Annotated in this window: 16 protein-coding genes; 14 read left to right on the forward strand and 2 right to left on the reverse strand. The window is 41.7% G+C overall.

From position 1 onward, the window contains the following. The first annotated feature begins 101 nt into the window (after positions 1–101). The 4 genes from GGQ95_RS11845 to GGQ95_RS11860 all read left to right on the forward strand — a co-directional run bounded on the left by GGQ95_RS11845 (position 102) and on the right by GGQ95_RS11860 (position 3,021). On the forward strand, positions 102–1,163 hold the full coding sequence (locus tag GGQ95_RS11845; protein WP_183186845.1) for a PQQ-dependent sugar dehydrogenase: 1,062 nt from the start codon (positions 102–104) through the stop codon (positions 1,161–1,163). Positions 1,164–1,239: 76 nt separating this feature from the next. Continuing rightward, entirely contained in the window at positions 1,240–1,410 is a 171-nt protein-coding gene (locus tag GGQ95_RS11850; protein ID WP_183186846.1) for a hypothetical protein, read from the forward strand. Then, on the forward strand, positions 1,401–1,931 hold the full coding sequence (locus tag GGQ95_RS11855) for a M15 family metallopeptidase (protein WP_183186877.1): 531 nt from the start codon (positions 1,401–1,403) through the stop codon (positions 1,929–1,931). Before GGQ95_RS11850 ends, GGQ95_RS11855 begins: the two co-directional genes overlap by 10 nt. A 73-nt stretch (positions 1,932–2,004) precedes the next feature. Further along, the gene (locus tag GGQ95_RS11860; protein ID WP_183186847.1) at positions 2,005–3,021 is read left to right on the forward strand and encodes a S66 family peptidase; all 1,017 of its coding nucleotides are present in this window, start codon (positions 2,005–2,007) and stop codon (positions 3,019–3,021) included. A gap of 158 nt (positions 3,022–3,179) precedes the next feature. Here the strand turns inward: GGQ95_RS11860 and GGQ95_RS11865 are convergent, their stop codons facing one another. Further along, positions 3,180–3,677 (reverse strand): NUDIX hydrolase, encoded by a 498-nt coding sequence (locus GGQ95_RS11865; protein WP_044742466.1) that lies wholly within the window; start codon positions 3,675–3,677, stop codon positions 3,180–3,182. Positions 3,678–4,057: 380 nt separating this feature from the next. Between GGQ95_RS11865 and GGQ95_RS18870 the strand changes: the two genes are divergently transcribed. Next, complete coding sequence (locus GGQ95_RS18870; RefSeq protein ID WP_369815567.1) at positions 4,058–4,222, forward strand: hypothetical protein; 165 nt, start codon at positions 4,058–4,060, stop codon at positions 4,220–4,222. Between the two features lie 338 nt (positions 4,223–4,560). Here the strand turns inward: GGQ95_RS18870 and GGQ95_RS11875 are convergent, their stop codons facing one another. Beyond that, complete coding sequence (locus GGQ95_RS11875) at positions 4,561–5,400, reverse strand: MetQ/NlpA family ABC transporter substrate-binding protein (RefSeq protein WP_183186848.1); 840 nt, start codon at positions 5,398–5,400, stop codon at positions 4,561–4,563. A gap of 247 nt (positions 5,401–5,647) precedes the next feature. Here GGQ95_RS11875 and GGQ95_RS11880 point away from each other — a divergent pair, with 247 nt between their 5' ends. From GGQ95_RS11880 to GGQ95_RS11920, 9 genes are all read left to right on the forward strand, one after another. Beyond that, positions 5,648–7,141, forward strand: a complete 1,494-nt coding sequence (locus tag GGQ95_RS11880) for a 4-hydroxyphenylacetate 3-hydroxylase family protein (protein ID WP_183186849.1) — start codon at positions 5,648–5,650, stop codon at positions 7,139–7,141. Then, positions 7,104–8,522: a 4-hydroxyphenylacetate 3-hydroxylase family protein gene (locus GGQ95_RS11885; RefSeq protein ID WP_183186850.1), complete on the forward strand. Its 1,419-nt coding sequence runs from the start codon at positions 7,104–7,106 to the stop codon at positions 8,520–8,522. Before GGQ95_RS11880 ends, GGQ95_RS11885 begins: the two co-directional genes overlap by 38 nt. Positions 8,523–8,535: 13 nt before the next feature. Continuing rightward, positions 8,536–9,594 carry an LLM class flavin-dependent oxidoreductase gene (locus GGQ95_RS11890; protein WP_183186851.1) on the forward strand — a complete coding sequence of 353 codons (1,059 nt, stop codon included), beginning with the start codon at positions 8,536–8,538 and terminating at the stop codon, positions 9,592–9,594. Positions 9,595–9,618: 24 nt separating this feature from the next. After that, complete coding sequence (locus GGQ95_RS11895; protein ID WP_312856946.1) at positions 9,619–10,686, forward strand: LLM class flavin-dependent oxidoreductase; 1,068 nt, start codon at positions 9,619–9,621, stop codon at positions 10,684–10,686. 265 nt (positions 10,687–10,951) lie between these two features. Beyond that, complete coding sequence (locus tag GGQ95_RS11900) at positions 10,952–11,710, forward strand: alpha/beta hydrolase family protein (protein ID WP_066149955.1); 759 nt, start codon at positions 10,952–10,954, stop codon at positions 11,708–11,710. A gap of 87 nt (positions 11,711–11,797) precedes the next feature. Further along, entirely contained in the window at positions 11,798–11,983 is a 186-nt protein-coding gene (locus GGQ95_RS11905; protein WP_066149887.1) for a DUF4083 family protein, read from the forward strand. A gap of 68 nt (positions 11,984–12,051) precedes the next feature. Next, the gene (locus GGQ95_RS11910; protein WP_183186853.1) at positions 12,052–12,510 is read left to right on the forward strand and encodes a YoqH family protein; all 459 of its coding nucleotides are present in this window, start codon (positions 12,052–12,054) and stop codon (positions 12,508–12,510) included. A 346-nt stretch (positions 12,511–12,856) separates the two neighbouring features. After that, positions 12,857–14,923 (forward strand): BglG family transcription antiterminator, encoded by a 2,067-nt coding sequence (locus tag GGQ95_RS11915; protein ID WP_183186854.1) that lies wholly within the window; start codon positions 12,857–12,859, stop codon positions 14,921–14,923. Positions 14,924–15,163: 240 nt separating this feature from the next. Beyond that, on the forward strand, positions 15,164–15,445 hold the full coding sequence (locus GGQ95_RS11920) for a PTS sugar transporter subunit IIB (RefSeq protein WP_044742463.1): 282 nt from the start codon (positions 15,164–15,166) through the stop codon (positions 15,443–15,445).

Here is a 15,445-nt window from a genome sequence, read left to right on the forward strand (position 1 = left end):
CGTGATAAAAATAAGCGACATGACGAAGTGATGATGATCAACATAGCGACGAAGGAAGATTGACAAAAACGAAAACTATTGAATGATGGGGGAGAAAGCGAATGAAGAAACGCTTAGCAAGCATCACCTGTATCATGATTTTTCTAGCAAGTTGTTCAAATCAATCGGAAGATAACGAGCAAAATGACTCCCATCCTGTTGAACACGAAAGCATCATTGCGCAAGATTTAAGCGCGCCATGGGCGATAGAATGGGACGGCACCTCCTTTTATATTTCAGAACGGACAGGTTCCATTGTCAAAATAACAGGCAAGCAGAAGGTAAGGCAAAATCTTCAATTGGATAAAAGGCTTGCGACGGCAGCTGAAGCAGGAGTATTAGGTTTTGCCCTCCACCCAGAGAAAAAGAACTATGCTTTTTTATATTACACATACGAGGATGAACACGGACAATTTAATCGGGTAGTAGAACTGCGTGAAAGGAGTGACGGATGGACAGAAGAGCGAGTGTTGTTAGATCGCATCCCAAGCGGCAATTTTCACCATGGCGGTAGAATCAAAATCGGACCAGATCGCAAGTTATATATTGCCACTGGAGATGCAACCGATCCAATGCTGGCGCAGGATTTATCGTCAATTGGAGGAAAAATTCTGCGGATGAATTTGGATGGGACGATACCAAGAGACAATCCTTTTTCTGACTCATTTGTTTATAGCTATGGGCATCGCAACCCCCAAGGTCTGGTTTGGGATGAGAACGGTCAGCTGTATAGCTCTGAACACGGCTCCAGCGCGCATGATGAGATCAATACGATCCAACCTGGGGGCAACTATGGCTGGCCTTTTATTCAGGGAGACGAGAAACAGGAAGGAATGATCAAGCCGTTATTCCATTCTGGCGGTCATACTTGGGCGCCATCTGGACTCGCTTATAACCGTGGAGTTTTATACGCTGCCCAACTGCGTGGCGCAGGAGTTTTGGCGTTCAATCTTGAAACGAAAACATATAAGCAAATCGTGAATCATGTGGGCCGGGTACGTGATGTGTTTATATGGAAGGATGATTTATATTTTGTCACGAATAACACGGACGGCAGGGGGGTTCCCGGTCATCACGATGATAAGTTCATCCGGATTCCGTTAGCGAAGAGTTTTTCACACTAGCCTAAAAGAAGCTTTCTGCGTTGCTTTATAAAAACATGTCGAGGTTTACGGAAATCGAGAAAAAGGAGAGAGGTTTGTGAAAGAAACGAAAACGATTTTAATGAGCGATGCCCTTGTTTTCTCTATGCCTGTTGAGCCATCACAAGAACCATTTGTTGACCTTGCTTACTTTGATCCAGATATTGCAGTAGATCCGGTTTTTGCAAACAGAAGCGATTACTTTTCGTTTGTGTCCGCCTGTCGATAGCCAAGAAGCTTTCTATAGCCAAAGCCTTGCTTCCAAAGGGCCTGCGCTTTTTGGTTAAAGAAGGATACAGACCTTTGCATATTCAGCAGCGTGCTTTTGATCGTGCTTTGCAACGGGCAAAGCTCCAGTTTCCAAACAAAAATTCAGCTGATCTTATAGCAGAGGCATCTAAATATGTGGCTCCGCCAAATATAGCTCCTCACCCAACAGGAGGAGCCAGCGATTTAACTTTGGTTGATGTGAACGACAGCGAGTTGGACCTTGGTACACCGTATGATGCTATACCGCAAGAGACAGACAACGCCACTTTTTTTGACGCAGCCAATATTAGCGAAGAAGCTCGAAAAAACCGGCAAATTCTCGCTCATGCTCTTCAATCTGTCGGTTTTGTGAATGATTTTACAGAATGGTGGCATTGGTCGTACGGTGACCGGTATTGGGCGGTGATGACTCAAGCCACCCAAGCCCTTTATCCCGCTGTTTTCGAACAAGAACGGATCGGTTTATATAAACATTCATAAATCAATAGCGGTGTCGTTATCCAAAGACTAAACTGCAAAATTTGAATGGTTAGACAGAACAGGAGAGAGGCGAATGATCGAATATCCATTTTTACGAAAAGGAGCAACAATTGGTATCACCGCACCTTCCTCAGGCGTCAAGCCCGCTTTGCATCCGATGCTTCGAGGGGCTTGCGAACGCATAGAGAAAAAAGGGTATAAAGTCGTTTGCGGTGAAACGGTTTGGACGCAAGAAAAAGCCAAATCGGCTCATGCAAAAAAGAGAGCGAACGAATGGATGGACATGATGCAAAATGAAAAGATTGATTTGATCATCCCGCCTTGGGGAGGGGAGCTATCAATTGAGATTCTCGAAGAACTCGATTTCGCAAAGATTAACAAAAAATGGATTTTAGGGTATTCTGATACAAGCGTTCTACTATTAGCGATTACGCTAAACACCGGAATCGCCACTGCTCACGGAACGAACTTTGTAGATATTAGAGGTGAATATGTTGATGAGACAACAGCCATGTGGGAGACGGTTTTGTCGACGCAGCCAGGTGCAGCTGTGATTCAATATTCTTCGCGAAAATATCAAAAGGAGTGGCAGCATGACAACCCATCTCCATGCGTGTTCCATCTTACAGAAGAGACATATTGGAAAACCATTACAAATAGACCTGTCAACCTGCAAGGCCGATTGCTCGGTGGCTGCATTGATGTCATTCGGCATTTGATTGGCACACCTTATGGCCGTGTCCGTGATTTTCGTCAAACCCATCTCAACGGCGAGCCTATCATTTGGTATTTAGAAAACTGCGAGCTTTCCACTACAGATTTGCGGCGTTCTCTTGTGCAAATGAAATTGGCGGGCTGGTTTGATCATTGTTCGGGAATTTTGTTTGGGCGCAGCGCTGCCAATAAACCGATTGATGGCTATACAGCAGAAGATGTGTATCAAGATTTGGCGCAAGAGCTGCAAATTCCCATTGTGTACGATATCGACTGCGGACACGTTCCGCCGCAAATCACTTTTATTAACGGAGCGTTGGCTGAAGTCAAAGTGAACAACGGAAAAGGGATCGTTATCCAACATTTCAAACCGTAAATGTAAGCAAAAGAGACATGAACATCGCTCCTAAATTCAGGAGGGTTCATGTCTTTCAAAACGGTTGCTCTGATGGACAGCTATTGTTCAGCAAACAGGATGAAAGAAGCTAAATGTGGCGATAGGAGCCCATCGAACCCTTTACTCTTGCTTGAAGGTTAATGTCTATGATGGTTTATAGCACGATAAAGGATTTCCTGATAAAGTTCGTTCCAATCATGATAATAGTCTATTACTTCATTTGGATTAATAAAAATTCTTTCAACTGATTCGTATTTTCCTTCAAAATCCAATACTTGCTCAATATCCATACGATAAAAAACTTGATAGCCGATTTTGGGATAAGGACTGCTTTCATCCCATTTGGGATTGGCGCTATGATCAACGACAATATGCCCTAAAAGAAAACAGCTTCCTCTCACATATCCTTCCTCATATGCTTCACGTTTGACACATTCTGTAGGAGTTTCTCCTTGTTCCATATGTCCGCCGGGAAAGTCCCATCCCCTATGGTTAAGATTCACCAGCAGCAGCTTGCCATCTTGAAAGCAAAAAGCGTGAGCACTTGTTATTAAATGTCTTGGCGGAAGCTGTGTATCCGGATTCCACGTTAATCTTACTTTTGCCTCTCCCCATTGAACAACTTTTGTGATCATGTTTTTCCCTCCATTTCTATCTTACTATAAAAAGAAAAAATAAAGGTTTTTAAAACAGGAATGGTTCAAATGAACTGAAATTTTCCTCGTATCTTTACTTTTCAATGTCATGCTCGTAACGATCTTATCAACGGGGCTCCGTTTTTATTTGTTGAATAAGGGGGAAACAGATATGAAGAAAACGATCTATGATTGTAGTATTGCTTATAAGAAGCCTTATTACTGGGGCGATGTAGTACCATTATAAATTATGAGAAGTTGGTTTGGGAAGGGGGAGCGAATAAGGCGTTACCGCCGCCGCAACACGCAGGCATTTACTATTTTTAGCTTGGGCGTCTTTCGTTTTATCATGCGCGTTCATATTTATTGGACTGTACAATATGGATGCGCCGCTTGTTGAAAAGGATCATTACGCCGTCTGCGCCTGTTTTTTAGTCATGTCCTCATTCGTGCTGCAAAAAAAAACGATCCGCGACAATATCGAAGACGATAATTATGAGAAAGAGCATATGACAAAAAGGAAAGAAAAAGAAGAAGCGAAATGATCCTTAGATGAATGTTCAATTATGTATTTTGTGCATAAAGAAGCATAACACGTCTTTTTAAAAACTTAGAACTCTTATTAAAGAATTTCTCCTCTGATGCCGTGAATCGTTCAGCATTTTTGAAATCTACTTGACTTTTATCCATGTAAAGAGAGTGCATCGTAATCACTGTCGCTAGCTGTCGAAGAGGCATCCTGATAAAAAATCAGCCATTCAGCAAAAGAAAAATTGAGCAAGTGTAAAAGCGGACAAGTGAAGGTTGACTTCATGCGTCTGCTTTTGTTTTGCTCTTATCGTCTGTTTATCTTGGCTTTCATGAAGTAAAAAAGGAAGACAACTTACTGTTGAAAATAATTAGGACGATGAAACCCCTCAAAGCTTGGGTCTGTTTCAATGATTTTTTGAAATTCTGGAGATTTGTAAGCTTCCATAATGTCCTTTACAAATGGTTTGTCTTTATCCTTGGTTCTAACGGCTACGAGATTTTGATATTCAAACGGCGGATTTTCTAAATATAAAGAAGAAGATAGCTTACGGCCTGACGACAAAATGAAGTTTCCGTTCACTAACGCATAATCGACATCGGGAATCGTCCTAGGAAGCTGGGCCTGTTCCACTTCGACAAAGGTAAAATTCACTTTCCGCGAGATGATATCTCTTTCCGAAACAGATATAGGCTTGTAATCTGGTTTTAACTGGACCCAACCGAGATGCTCCAAAATTCTTAACGCCCTAGCTATATTAGGGGGATCATTTGGAATCGCGATTTTATCTCCAGCCTTTAAGTCATCCAGCGAATCATGCTTATCAGAATATACTCCCATTGGAGCGGTAGGTACTTTAATAACTTCAGTCAGATCTAGTTTATTCTCCTTTTTGAAATTCTCTAAATAAGCGGTATGCTGGAATATATTCACGTCGATGGAGCCCTCGGCCAAAGCGAAGTTGGGCTGGATAATATCGTTAAATTCCACGTAGCGAATCGTATAGCCTTTTTTCTTTAAGTGAGGCTCTATTCCTTTTTTCACTTGATCAATATACGGACCTGGCGTAAACCCGAAGACCAATGTTTTACTTTTTTCCTCATGAGCGCTGCTTGTACTTGTTTGATTAGTCCCGCATCCTGAAACTGTGAACACCAATAAAAGCATACTGATCATCCATAGCCATTTTTTCATCTAACTATTCATCTCCCTTCGTCTATTTAATTCATAGTTATCCTATGTGATTAAATGGAATATATCATAAAGGTGACTGGCAATCAAGATGAAGTTTTTCCAAATTTATCACAAATACAATTTAATTCATAGTTGACATATAGGTTTTATATGATTAATATTGAGAGTAATCAATTTCAAGTAGGCGATAATACAGACATACTGCCTCTGATCTTAGCTTAGTCATTTTTAAGGAGTGGAAAAGCTTATGACTGATAAGAAGCGAAATGGATTCATTGAGAGCCTAAAAGATGGAAGAAGTGTGTGGATGGATGGAGAAAAGATCAACAATCTCGCGGAACATCCAGATTTTTCAGGAACATTGGCGACGATCAACCGCTTGTGGGAGATGCTGGACTCTCCGAAAGAACAGAAAATAGTAGGGTTTGTCAGTCCAAAAACAGGCCAGTATGTCCATCAATCCTTTTTAGTTCCCGCGGATCTTAAGGATATCATTTCACGAAGAGAGGCATTTACCTTATGGTCAAGAAAAACGTTTGGCGTAATGAGTAGACTATCGGATTATGCCAGTTCTTTAATTACGGGGTATTTTATTGATCGAGATCAATTTACCAAATATGACCCTAGCTTTTCTGAAAAAACTGAACAGTACTATGAACAGGCCAGAGACGAACGCCGGATCATCACCACGGCTGTCTTAGATCCACAGATTGATCGATCCAAACTGTCGGCCGAGCAAACAGATCCTGACGCCTTATTAAGAGTCGTTCGTAAAACTGAAGAAGGCGTTGTTGTCCGCGGTGCCAAAATGATTGCGACAGCTGCTCCATATGCTCACGACGTTATTATTATGCCGCATCAAAAGCTCTCTGAAAGCCAAGCAGACAGTGCCTATATGTTTATTGTTCCCCTAAATTCAAAGGGATTGCACATCGTCTGTCGCGAATCGTTTGCTTCTCAAGACCAAGAAAAGCATCCATTAAGCGCCCAATTTGATGAAATGGATGCGGTGCTGATTTTTGATGATGTTTTGATTCCGTGGGAGCGGGTATTCATCAAGGAATCAGCCGAAGGTGTTTTTCAGGCTCAGTTGCATCAGCAACTGAATGTGTTGGCACATCATCAGACCGTTGTTCGATTGCTGACAAAGCTGCAGTTTGTAGCGGGAGTCGCTACGGCCATCGCCCAATCGATCGGAGCAGATCACTATCTTCATGTTCAAGAAAAGCTAGGAGAGCTTTACACACAGCTTGACAGCATCGAAGCTTTACTTATCGCTTCAGAAATTCAAGGCGCTTTCCATCGCGATTCCGTCTATCTTCCAGCTCGTGTGCCTTTGCAAACGGCCCGGAATTTAGGAACTCGCTACTATCCTCGCGCGATTGAAATTTTAAAACAAATTGGAGCCGGCGGTTTTATTCAGCTTCCTTCTACTCCGATTGAAAAAAGCGAGACAATCTTGCCGCTATTAAAAAAATATTACAAAGGAGCCAATGTTGATGCGATAACCAAAACAGCTTTATTTCAAATCGGATGGGAGCTGGTTGGAAGTACATTGGGATCAAGGCATGATCTGTATGAAAGGTTTTATACGGGAGATCCTGTACGTACGTTTGCACAGCAGTATGACTTGTACGAGAAGCAGCCTCTTAAAAAGAAACTTTATCATTTTTTAGAGAACATTAGCGAGAGGAAGGAAGAACATGAGCCAAGCCATTCCGTATATTCAACGCCTTCATAATGACAGAAATGTCTGGATCAATGGAAAGAAAGTGAACAATATCGAGCACCATCCTGCGTTTAGGGGAACGATTCATACCATTCAATCACTGCTGGACTTGCAGAAAAACGAAGAAACAAAATCTCTGTTAATGTATCGGACAGAAGAAGGAACAGACGCGCATCTTTCCTTCCTTATTCCAAGAACGCACGAAGATTTACAGAAAAAGAGAATTGCCTATCAATACTGGGCGGATCAAACATTTGGTGTGATGAGCCGTCTATCAGAATATTCCCGTTCCCTAATTACGGGCTGGTATGCCAACCGCGCAGAGTATGAATCATCACACCCTGGTTTTTCCGAAAAAATCGCTCATTACTATCAACAATCTCGTGATTTGGATTTGCTATCTACAGCAGCCGGCCATGATCCGCAAAGGAATCGTTCAAATATAACTAAAAAAGGTAAGGAAGGACTGTTACGTATTACCCGTCGAAATCGGGAAGGAGTCTTTTTAAGCGGTGCTAAAATGATTGCGACAGCGGCTCCTTATGTGGATGAACTGTTGCTTTTCTCCTTCCATAAAAGGAGCGAAAGTGAACGAGAATTTGCGAATGTTTTTGTAGTGCCAGTCCATGCGAAAGGTCTTCATATCGTTTGCCGTGAATCTTTCGCTTATGACCATCCTGTTGATTATCCGTTAAGCTCTCGGTTTGACGAGATGGATGCGGTGCTGATTTTTGATGAAGTATTTCTCCCATGGGAGCGAGTGCTTGTCTATGAAGATCCTGAATTTTCTTGGAAGCTTCGCATTGATCGTGCTGCTTCTTTACTAAGTCAGCATCAAACCGTTGTTCGTCTTGTTAGTAAATTAGAAAGTGTAGTAGCGATCGGAAATGAACTAGCAGAAACAGCGGGAGCCACAGCCTTTTTACACGTAAAAGAGAAGTTAGCAGAGCTCATCATTCAACTTGAAACAATAAAGGCGCTGCTCATTGCTTCTGAACATCACGCGCAGTTGTATAATGGTGTCTTGCTTCCCGCCCCCAACTTCTTAACAACTGCTCGTAATCTCGGAACGCGGTTTTATCCAAGAGCATTGGAAATTTTACAGCAAATTGGAGCCGGTGGACTTTTGCAGGTGCCTTCCAGCATCGAGGAATTTGATAGTCCTATCCGTTCGTTTCTACATGAATACTATAAAGGGACATACTCATCTGCTAAAGAAAGAACAAAACTTATCAAACTCGCTTGGGATCTCATTGGCAGTCCGCTCGGTGCACGACATGAATTGTATGAGCGTTTTTATTCTGGCGATCCTGTCAGAACATATGCAGCCCAGTACCATTCTTATCAGCACAAGCAGCGGCTGATTGATTTTGCCTATGAAGTTTTAAAATGAGGAGGTTCTTTTCATGTCCGTCCATTTTTATTGGTACGTACCCACAAATGGTGATGGTGAATATTTAGGATTAAAAACTCCAGAGCGTCCTCCGACGCTGGATTATATCGTACAAATCGCCCAGACAGCGGAAACAGCTGGGTTTGAAGGAATTCTAATTCCGACCGGCATCCCTTATTTAGACTCGTGGATGGTGGGATCTGCTATTATCCATCATACAAAAAAAATCAAACCATTGATCGCCTTTCGTCCCGGTTTTATTGCTCCTACAGTGGCAGCGAAGATGGCGGCAACTCTTCATCATTTTGCGAATGGAAGAGTTCTTGTTAATGTCGTAACGGGAGGATCAGCGAAAGAACTGGGCCAAGACGGGGACTTCCTTGAACATGATCAGCGTTACCATCGAACAAGCGAGTTTCTCCATGTCGTCAAAAACGCTTGGACTCAGCCTTCATTCAACCATCAAGGCCATTACTTTACCATTAAAGATGGAACATTACGCCCGTCTATCTCTAAAAATCCAAATATTCCTATTTATTTTGGTGGATCATCTGAGATTGCTAAAGAAGTGGCTGCCCAATCGGCGGATGTTTATCTTCAATGGGGGGAGCCTGTAGCACACGCTAAACAGCAAATAGAAGATGTAAAACAGCGGGCGCAAAAATATGGACGAACATTAGAATATGGAATTCGCCTCCATATTGTGATTCGTGATCACGAACAGGAAGCGTGGGACGCAGCCTACAAAATTATCAGCAAGGTGGATTCGACCGTTCAGCACAATATAGATCATTATTATGAAACAACGGATTCTGTTGCTCAAAAAAGAATGAATGAATTATCTAAACGCAATGATCGGTTTGATAAATACGGCTGGACCGGTATCGGAAAAATCCGAAAAGGAGCAGGGACGGCACTGGTCGGTACTCCTGAACAGGTAAGAGAAGGGCTGCAGGAATATATTCGTGCAGGCGTCACACATTTTATTTTATCTGGATTTCCTCATTTAGAAGAAGCGGAACGCTTAGGACGCTCTTTGCTTCCATTATTTAAAGAAACGGTGTTAAGTTAATGGATTTGTGGCAACGAAAGGAGAGTGGGATCTTTGCAATTTTCGATTTGGGGTTCTAATCTTTCGGGCGGTTTTTTGCGTGCAAGAGTAGAAGAAAATCAAGAATGGAGCTTCGACTATAATCGGAAGCTTGTAAAGACGGCGGAACAGCTCAATGTAGCCTCTGTTCTGTTTCCGGTCCGCTACATTGGGAGCATCGGGGGGCATTCGCCAGAAAAGCATGGACAGCTTGACCCATTGGCAATAATCGCAGCTCTAGCAGCAGAAACAAAAAGAATCCATTTGATTGCAGCGGTACTACCGGCTTTTATTCCCCCCGCTACATTAGCCAAAATCGGTGCTACTATCGATAGGATTTCCAATGGAAGATTTCATATTAACCTTGTGAGTGGATGGTTTAAACAAGAGCAGGAAGCGTTTGGACTTGAATGGATTGCGCACGAGGAACGGTACAAACGCTCTATAGAGTATCTCGAAGTGTTGAAGGGGTTATGGACACAAGACCATTTCTCATTTGATGGAACCTATTACAAAATTAAAAATGCGACATTGCTTCCAAAACCAACTCAAAAGCCTTATCCCGCGATTTATCAAGGAGGGAATTCTAAAGAGGCACAAGAAATGGCCGGGCGTCTCTCAGATTATTACTTTATGAACGGCGCTCCAATCGAAGAGCTAAAAAAACAAATCCAATCCGTTCGTGCGATTGCCAGCCGATACGGACGCCGGATCAAATTTGCTGTCAATGCGTTTGTTATTGCCAGAGCAACAACAGATGAGGCGCTGTCAGAGTATCAATTCATTATTGATAACGCAGATGAGGCTGCTATTGAGCAGTTGAAAAAACGAACAGAAACAAAAGGAATGTGGAAGAACGCGTCTGTTCTACCCGATTTTGTGGCTAATAACGAAGGATTTCGAACCGGCCTTATTGGCAGCTATAAAGAAGTGGCTGAAAAAATCAATGCTCTTCAAGACATTGGAATTGATAAAGTGCTATTAACCTTTCGTTTCCCTTTAGTTGAGCTTCCGGAATTTTACGATCATGTCGTCCCTTTGCTTCATCCAAAATCGGTAAAGTATCCATCATAAAAATAAAGAAGGAGAGAAGAATCGATTGTTCTCCTGATTTCTAAAAAAGAGAATGAAAGAGTTCCACTCAACCAAGTTTGTTCGCTTTCTCAAGCGACAAGCACCAACAAGGAAATGGAAGGAACGCGCATATCTAGGTCGCTAAAAACTCTCAATGATCTATTTTTTGTATCGCATTCTAAACACCTGAAGCATCGACAATCCGCAGAGAGGAGAATGAACATTGCTAAATTGCATACCGATTACTTGGGGAAAAGAACGTTTAATGGCCTCCATTCATTATCCTGATCCATCCTTTTCAATGGCAAAAGCACCAGTTGTGATTATTTGTCATGGATTTATTAGTACACGTATCGGCGTCGATCGATTGTTCGTCCAAACAGCTGATCATCTCTCGTCCCAAGGAATGGCGGTGATCCGCTTTGATTATGTTGGGTGCGGAGAAAGCAGCGGAGAATATGGAGATAATCGGTTAGATGATCTGATCCATCAGACAAGAACCGTCATTGACTACGTCACAAGCATGAAATCATTTCAAAACCATACGATTACATTGATTGGCCATAGTCTAGGCGGCGCTGTGGCGCTGCTTACAGCTGCTGTAGATCCAAGAGTACAGTCTCTTGTGCTTTGGGCTCCATCTGCTCGCCCTTATCATGATATTACACAAATTGTTCAGCGACAGATTGGATCGACTCATGTTACGAGAACAATCGACTATTGTGGTTATCGATTGAATCCAGATTTTTTTGCTTCTTTAGCAGAACACGATCCATTGTCAGAGGCTGAGAATTTTCAAGGGAACGTCTTAGTTGTGCACGGAACGAATGATGAAGATATTCCTGTAGAAACTTGCTATTCCTATGACCGCGCCTTTGCGATTCGCCGAAAAGGAAAGTACACTAAAAAGATCATTTCAGGCGCCAACCATACCTTTTCGTCGATTGCGCATCGAGAAATGCTGTTGGAGACAACAAGCGATTGGATCAAACAGGAACGATCCTATCAACAACTGCGCGCTTAGATCAAGCTATCTTTAAAAATACGTATAAGATTTCTTCTGCTACCGCGTCACTCCTTATGGTACAATAAGGAAAAAAGGAGAGTTGACATGCAGTGGGGAGACCTCATCTTTTTGCTGTTGATGCTCGCGTTATTTGCGGCTTTCATAAGTGCGATCTTTTGGGCGACCCGATCATTATTAGGGAGAAGCAGAGGCTCTGAAAGCCAATTAACTCAAATAGAAGAAAAGCTCGATCGGATCATTGAACTGCTGGAGAAGCAAAGGAAAAAATAGCGGATGGATGGTATAAGGGCGTAAAAAAAGAGAAACACTAACCCAAAATGAACGGAATGGAGGTACATATGCAACGGGTTATTTTTGGGTTAGGGTTAATCGGGATAATGACTGTAAGCTCTCACCACACTTATGCAGAATCTGAACGATCTTTGCCATGCAGCATGATTTTGCCATCTGTAGATCAGCGAAGCAAAAATGCAAACGGAGCCGCTCTGATTTACAAGGTGAAGCTGACGCCAAGTTTTCCGCGAACAAGCATCAGTATCCACGCTCTCCATTTGCCCGCCCCTAGCACTTTAGGAAATTACGATACGTATGAAGGGTTTGCTTTTATTCCAGGAGAAATTAGCTGGCGATTCAAGCTCCAGCCCATCCAAGAAAAGCATGGTTCGATATGGGTGGGAAAAATAGAGGATATTACCGCTCAAATGACAGGAGTGCAAATACAAGTGCGCCCATCCAATTCAAAAACGAGGCAATTAGGAGCTCCTGTCTTAACGAACCATGTGAAATATTGTAAATGAATATCGAAAAATAAAAAACAGCTGGCTGTTCATAGCCAGCTATTTTTATGACAGAAATGGCAAATGAACAATTGATCGATTCACTTATGATCTTCGTGTTGTATACGTATGATGAATGACGGCACTTGTCAAAACTCACGGTCGGAAGGCCAGCTGTTGCCGGCTACACCTAGACAAATGTGGAGGGAGCGAGGCGTTGTATATCTTGCTCAACAAGCGCCATGGGTTAATCGTATAATAGATTGATCACAATGATTCATTGTCTCAGAAACATTCATTGTGCCAAACCATCCGCCACATTGTATCCGCTTTCACTTATACTATAACTAAAGGGAGGAGCTGCCTCATGCTTGATAAAAAAAATTCGGAATTATTTCAGCTGCTGATGTCGACAAGGCCGAAATCTTATCCGATTTTTATTGAAACCCATAGCTTGAGCGCAAGGCGCTTTTTTTACCATTTGGAAAAAATTAATGATTGGCTGAAGCAAAACGATTTGCCGGAAATCGATACAAAGCAAACAGAGCTGATCATCCCAAGTCAGCTGATTGAGTATTGGAAGAGCCAACAGATGAAAACAAACCCCATCCATAGGAAACAGGTTCATTTTGATGAACGTGAGCGGGTTTTGATTTTATTGCTTTATACCTTTATTCGAACAGAGCTGATTTCAAATGCGCACTACCAGTTTTTATTAAACGTCAGCAAAAATACGGTTACTACTGATGTTAAACGCGCCAATGAGTTCAGCAAAAAATTCAGGGTCAAGATCCGCTATACGAGAGAACAAGGTTTTCATTTAAGAGGATCGGAAGAAGACAAACGAAATTTAATGCTAAAATGCATTTCTATGTTTTCGTCTCATCCTTCTAAGCATGAAATCTTTGAATATCTTTTTAGGAAGCAGGGGCATCAAGATCAATTTGCAACTTACGAAAAACATTTAAAGAACGTGGAAAAAGCTTTTCGCTTAACCTTTATTGAAGAAAGAATGTTTGACTTTATTTACCTGCTGCAAATGATTCACATTCGCCAGCATCAACAAAAATGGGTTCAAATTCACTCTGATACGAACCAATTTTTACAAAAGCATGATATGTATCCAGTCGCTCTGACAATCCAACAAGCTCTAAATGAAAGCACACAAACTGAAGAACTCGCCTATTTAACCATTCTGTTATTAGGAATTACCCAAGGACAATTATCGCCAACATCGACCGAGCTGCTAACTTCTATGACGGAAAAAATTATCAATGATTTTGAAAAATATGCGTGCTTTCAAATAAAAAATAAACCAAAAGCGATTGAAGCGCTTTATCGTCATTTTAAACCAGCCTATTATCGCATGCTGTATAAAATTCCGATTACCAATCCGCTATTAGAGGAAATTAAAGAAGAGCATGCAAGCTTGTTCAGTTTTGTATCAGAAGTGATGAAGCCCATTCAAGAAATGCTTAATATCGATATTCCCGAAGATGAGATTGGATTTTTGACGATTCACTTTGGTGCTTTGCTTGAACAAAATGCACTTGAAGCCAAAAACAAAAAACCGATACGAGCGGTCATTGTTTGTTCTAACGGTATTAGTTCAAGTTTAATGGTTGAAACTTATTTGCACTCATTATTTCCAAACTTCCACTGGCTTTCGCCTATGTCAAAGGATGCGTTTTCCAATCTGGATGAGCGAGACTACGATATCGTGTTTTCTACGGTTCCGCTACAAACAAGTAAGACACTCTTTATCGTTAAACCGATTATGAACGAAGCGGAAAAAAAGCTTCTTCATCATACGGTAATGCAGCAACTATTTACCCATTCAACTCCATATCCGACACCGGAGCAAATTATAAAAATTATCGAAAGATATTGCGTGGTGCAGCATGCAGAAAAATTGAAAGAAGACATTACGGCCGTGTTATATGGACAGCCGAACAAAACCAACTTGAGGAGGAGACAACCGTTGTTGAATGAGCTGATTACAGAAGAAATGATTCAATTCGAAACAGGCATCTCCGATTGGAAGAAAGCCATTGCTAAAGCGGCAGAACCACTGTTGCAAAACGGATATATTCAGCCGTCCTACATTGATGAAATGATTGGAAACGTCGAGAAGTTAGGACCATATTTCATTGTCCATCCAGAGCTAGCGATTCCTCATGCTAGACCGGAATGCGGGGTACAAAAATTAGGAATGAGCATTTTAAAGCTTGATGAGCCTACTTATCTATTAAATGAAGAAAAGAATGCAGTCAAAGTGTTGATTTGTCTTGCAGCCATCGATAATACAACACATCTCAAAGCTCTCGCTCAGTTAACGAAGCTATTAGGAAATAAAGAAAGCCTTCAAGCACTTTTTCAAGCGAAAGATAAAGCCGAGCTTTTACAGCTTATTCATCAATATTCACTGACTTAATGCATGAATGAAACTTACTTCATGAAATAGAGAAAGGAGGCGAAGGGCCAAACTTCATATACGAATATTTTCATAGACATGGAATTGATGCCGTTTTTCGGCCGGTCGGATGGTTGGACCAAAACTGAATATAGGATGAAGAGAAGCGAAAGTCATCTCTGACCATCAATGTTCCAGAGGTCATAAGATTATTTTGTAAAAAACTATTTGATTCCAATAATTTTTTAGGAGGGATTTAGATTGAAAATTTTAGCCATTTGTGGATCCGGTCTTGGAAGCAGTTTTATGCTGGAAATGAATATTCAACAAGTATTAAGGGAGCTAGGGGTTGATCACATCGAAGTCGAACATTGCGATCTCAGCTCCGCTACAAGCGATATGGCTGATTTGTTCGTGATGGCTAAGGATATTGCAGAAGGCGCCAGCCATTTGGGAGATCGCATTATATTAGATAGCATTATCGATCAGGAAGAAATGAAAAATAAGCTAAAACAGAAGCTGGAGGAATTAGGAAAATTATAA

The organism is Anoxybacteroides rupiense (assembly GCF_014196195.1).
Classification (GTDB): Bacteria; Bacillota; Bacilli; order Bacillales; family Anoxybacillaceae; genus Anoxybacteroides; species Anoxybacteroides rupiense.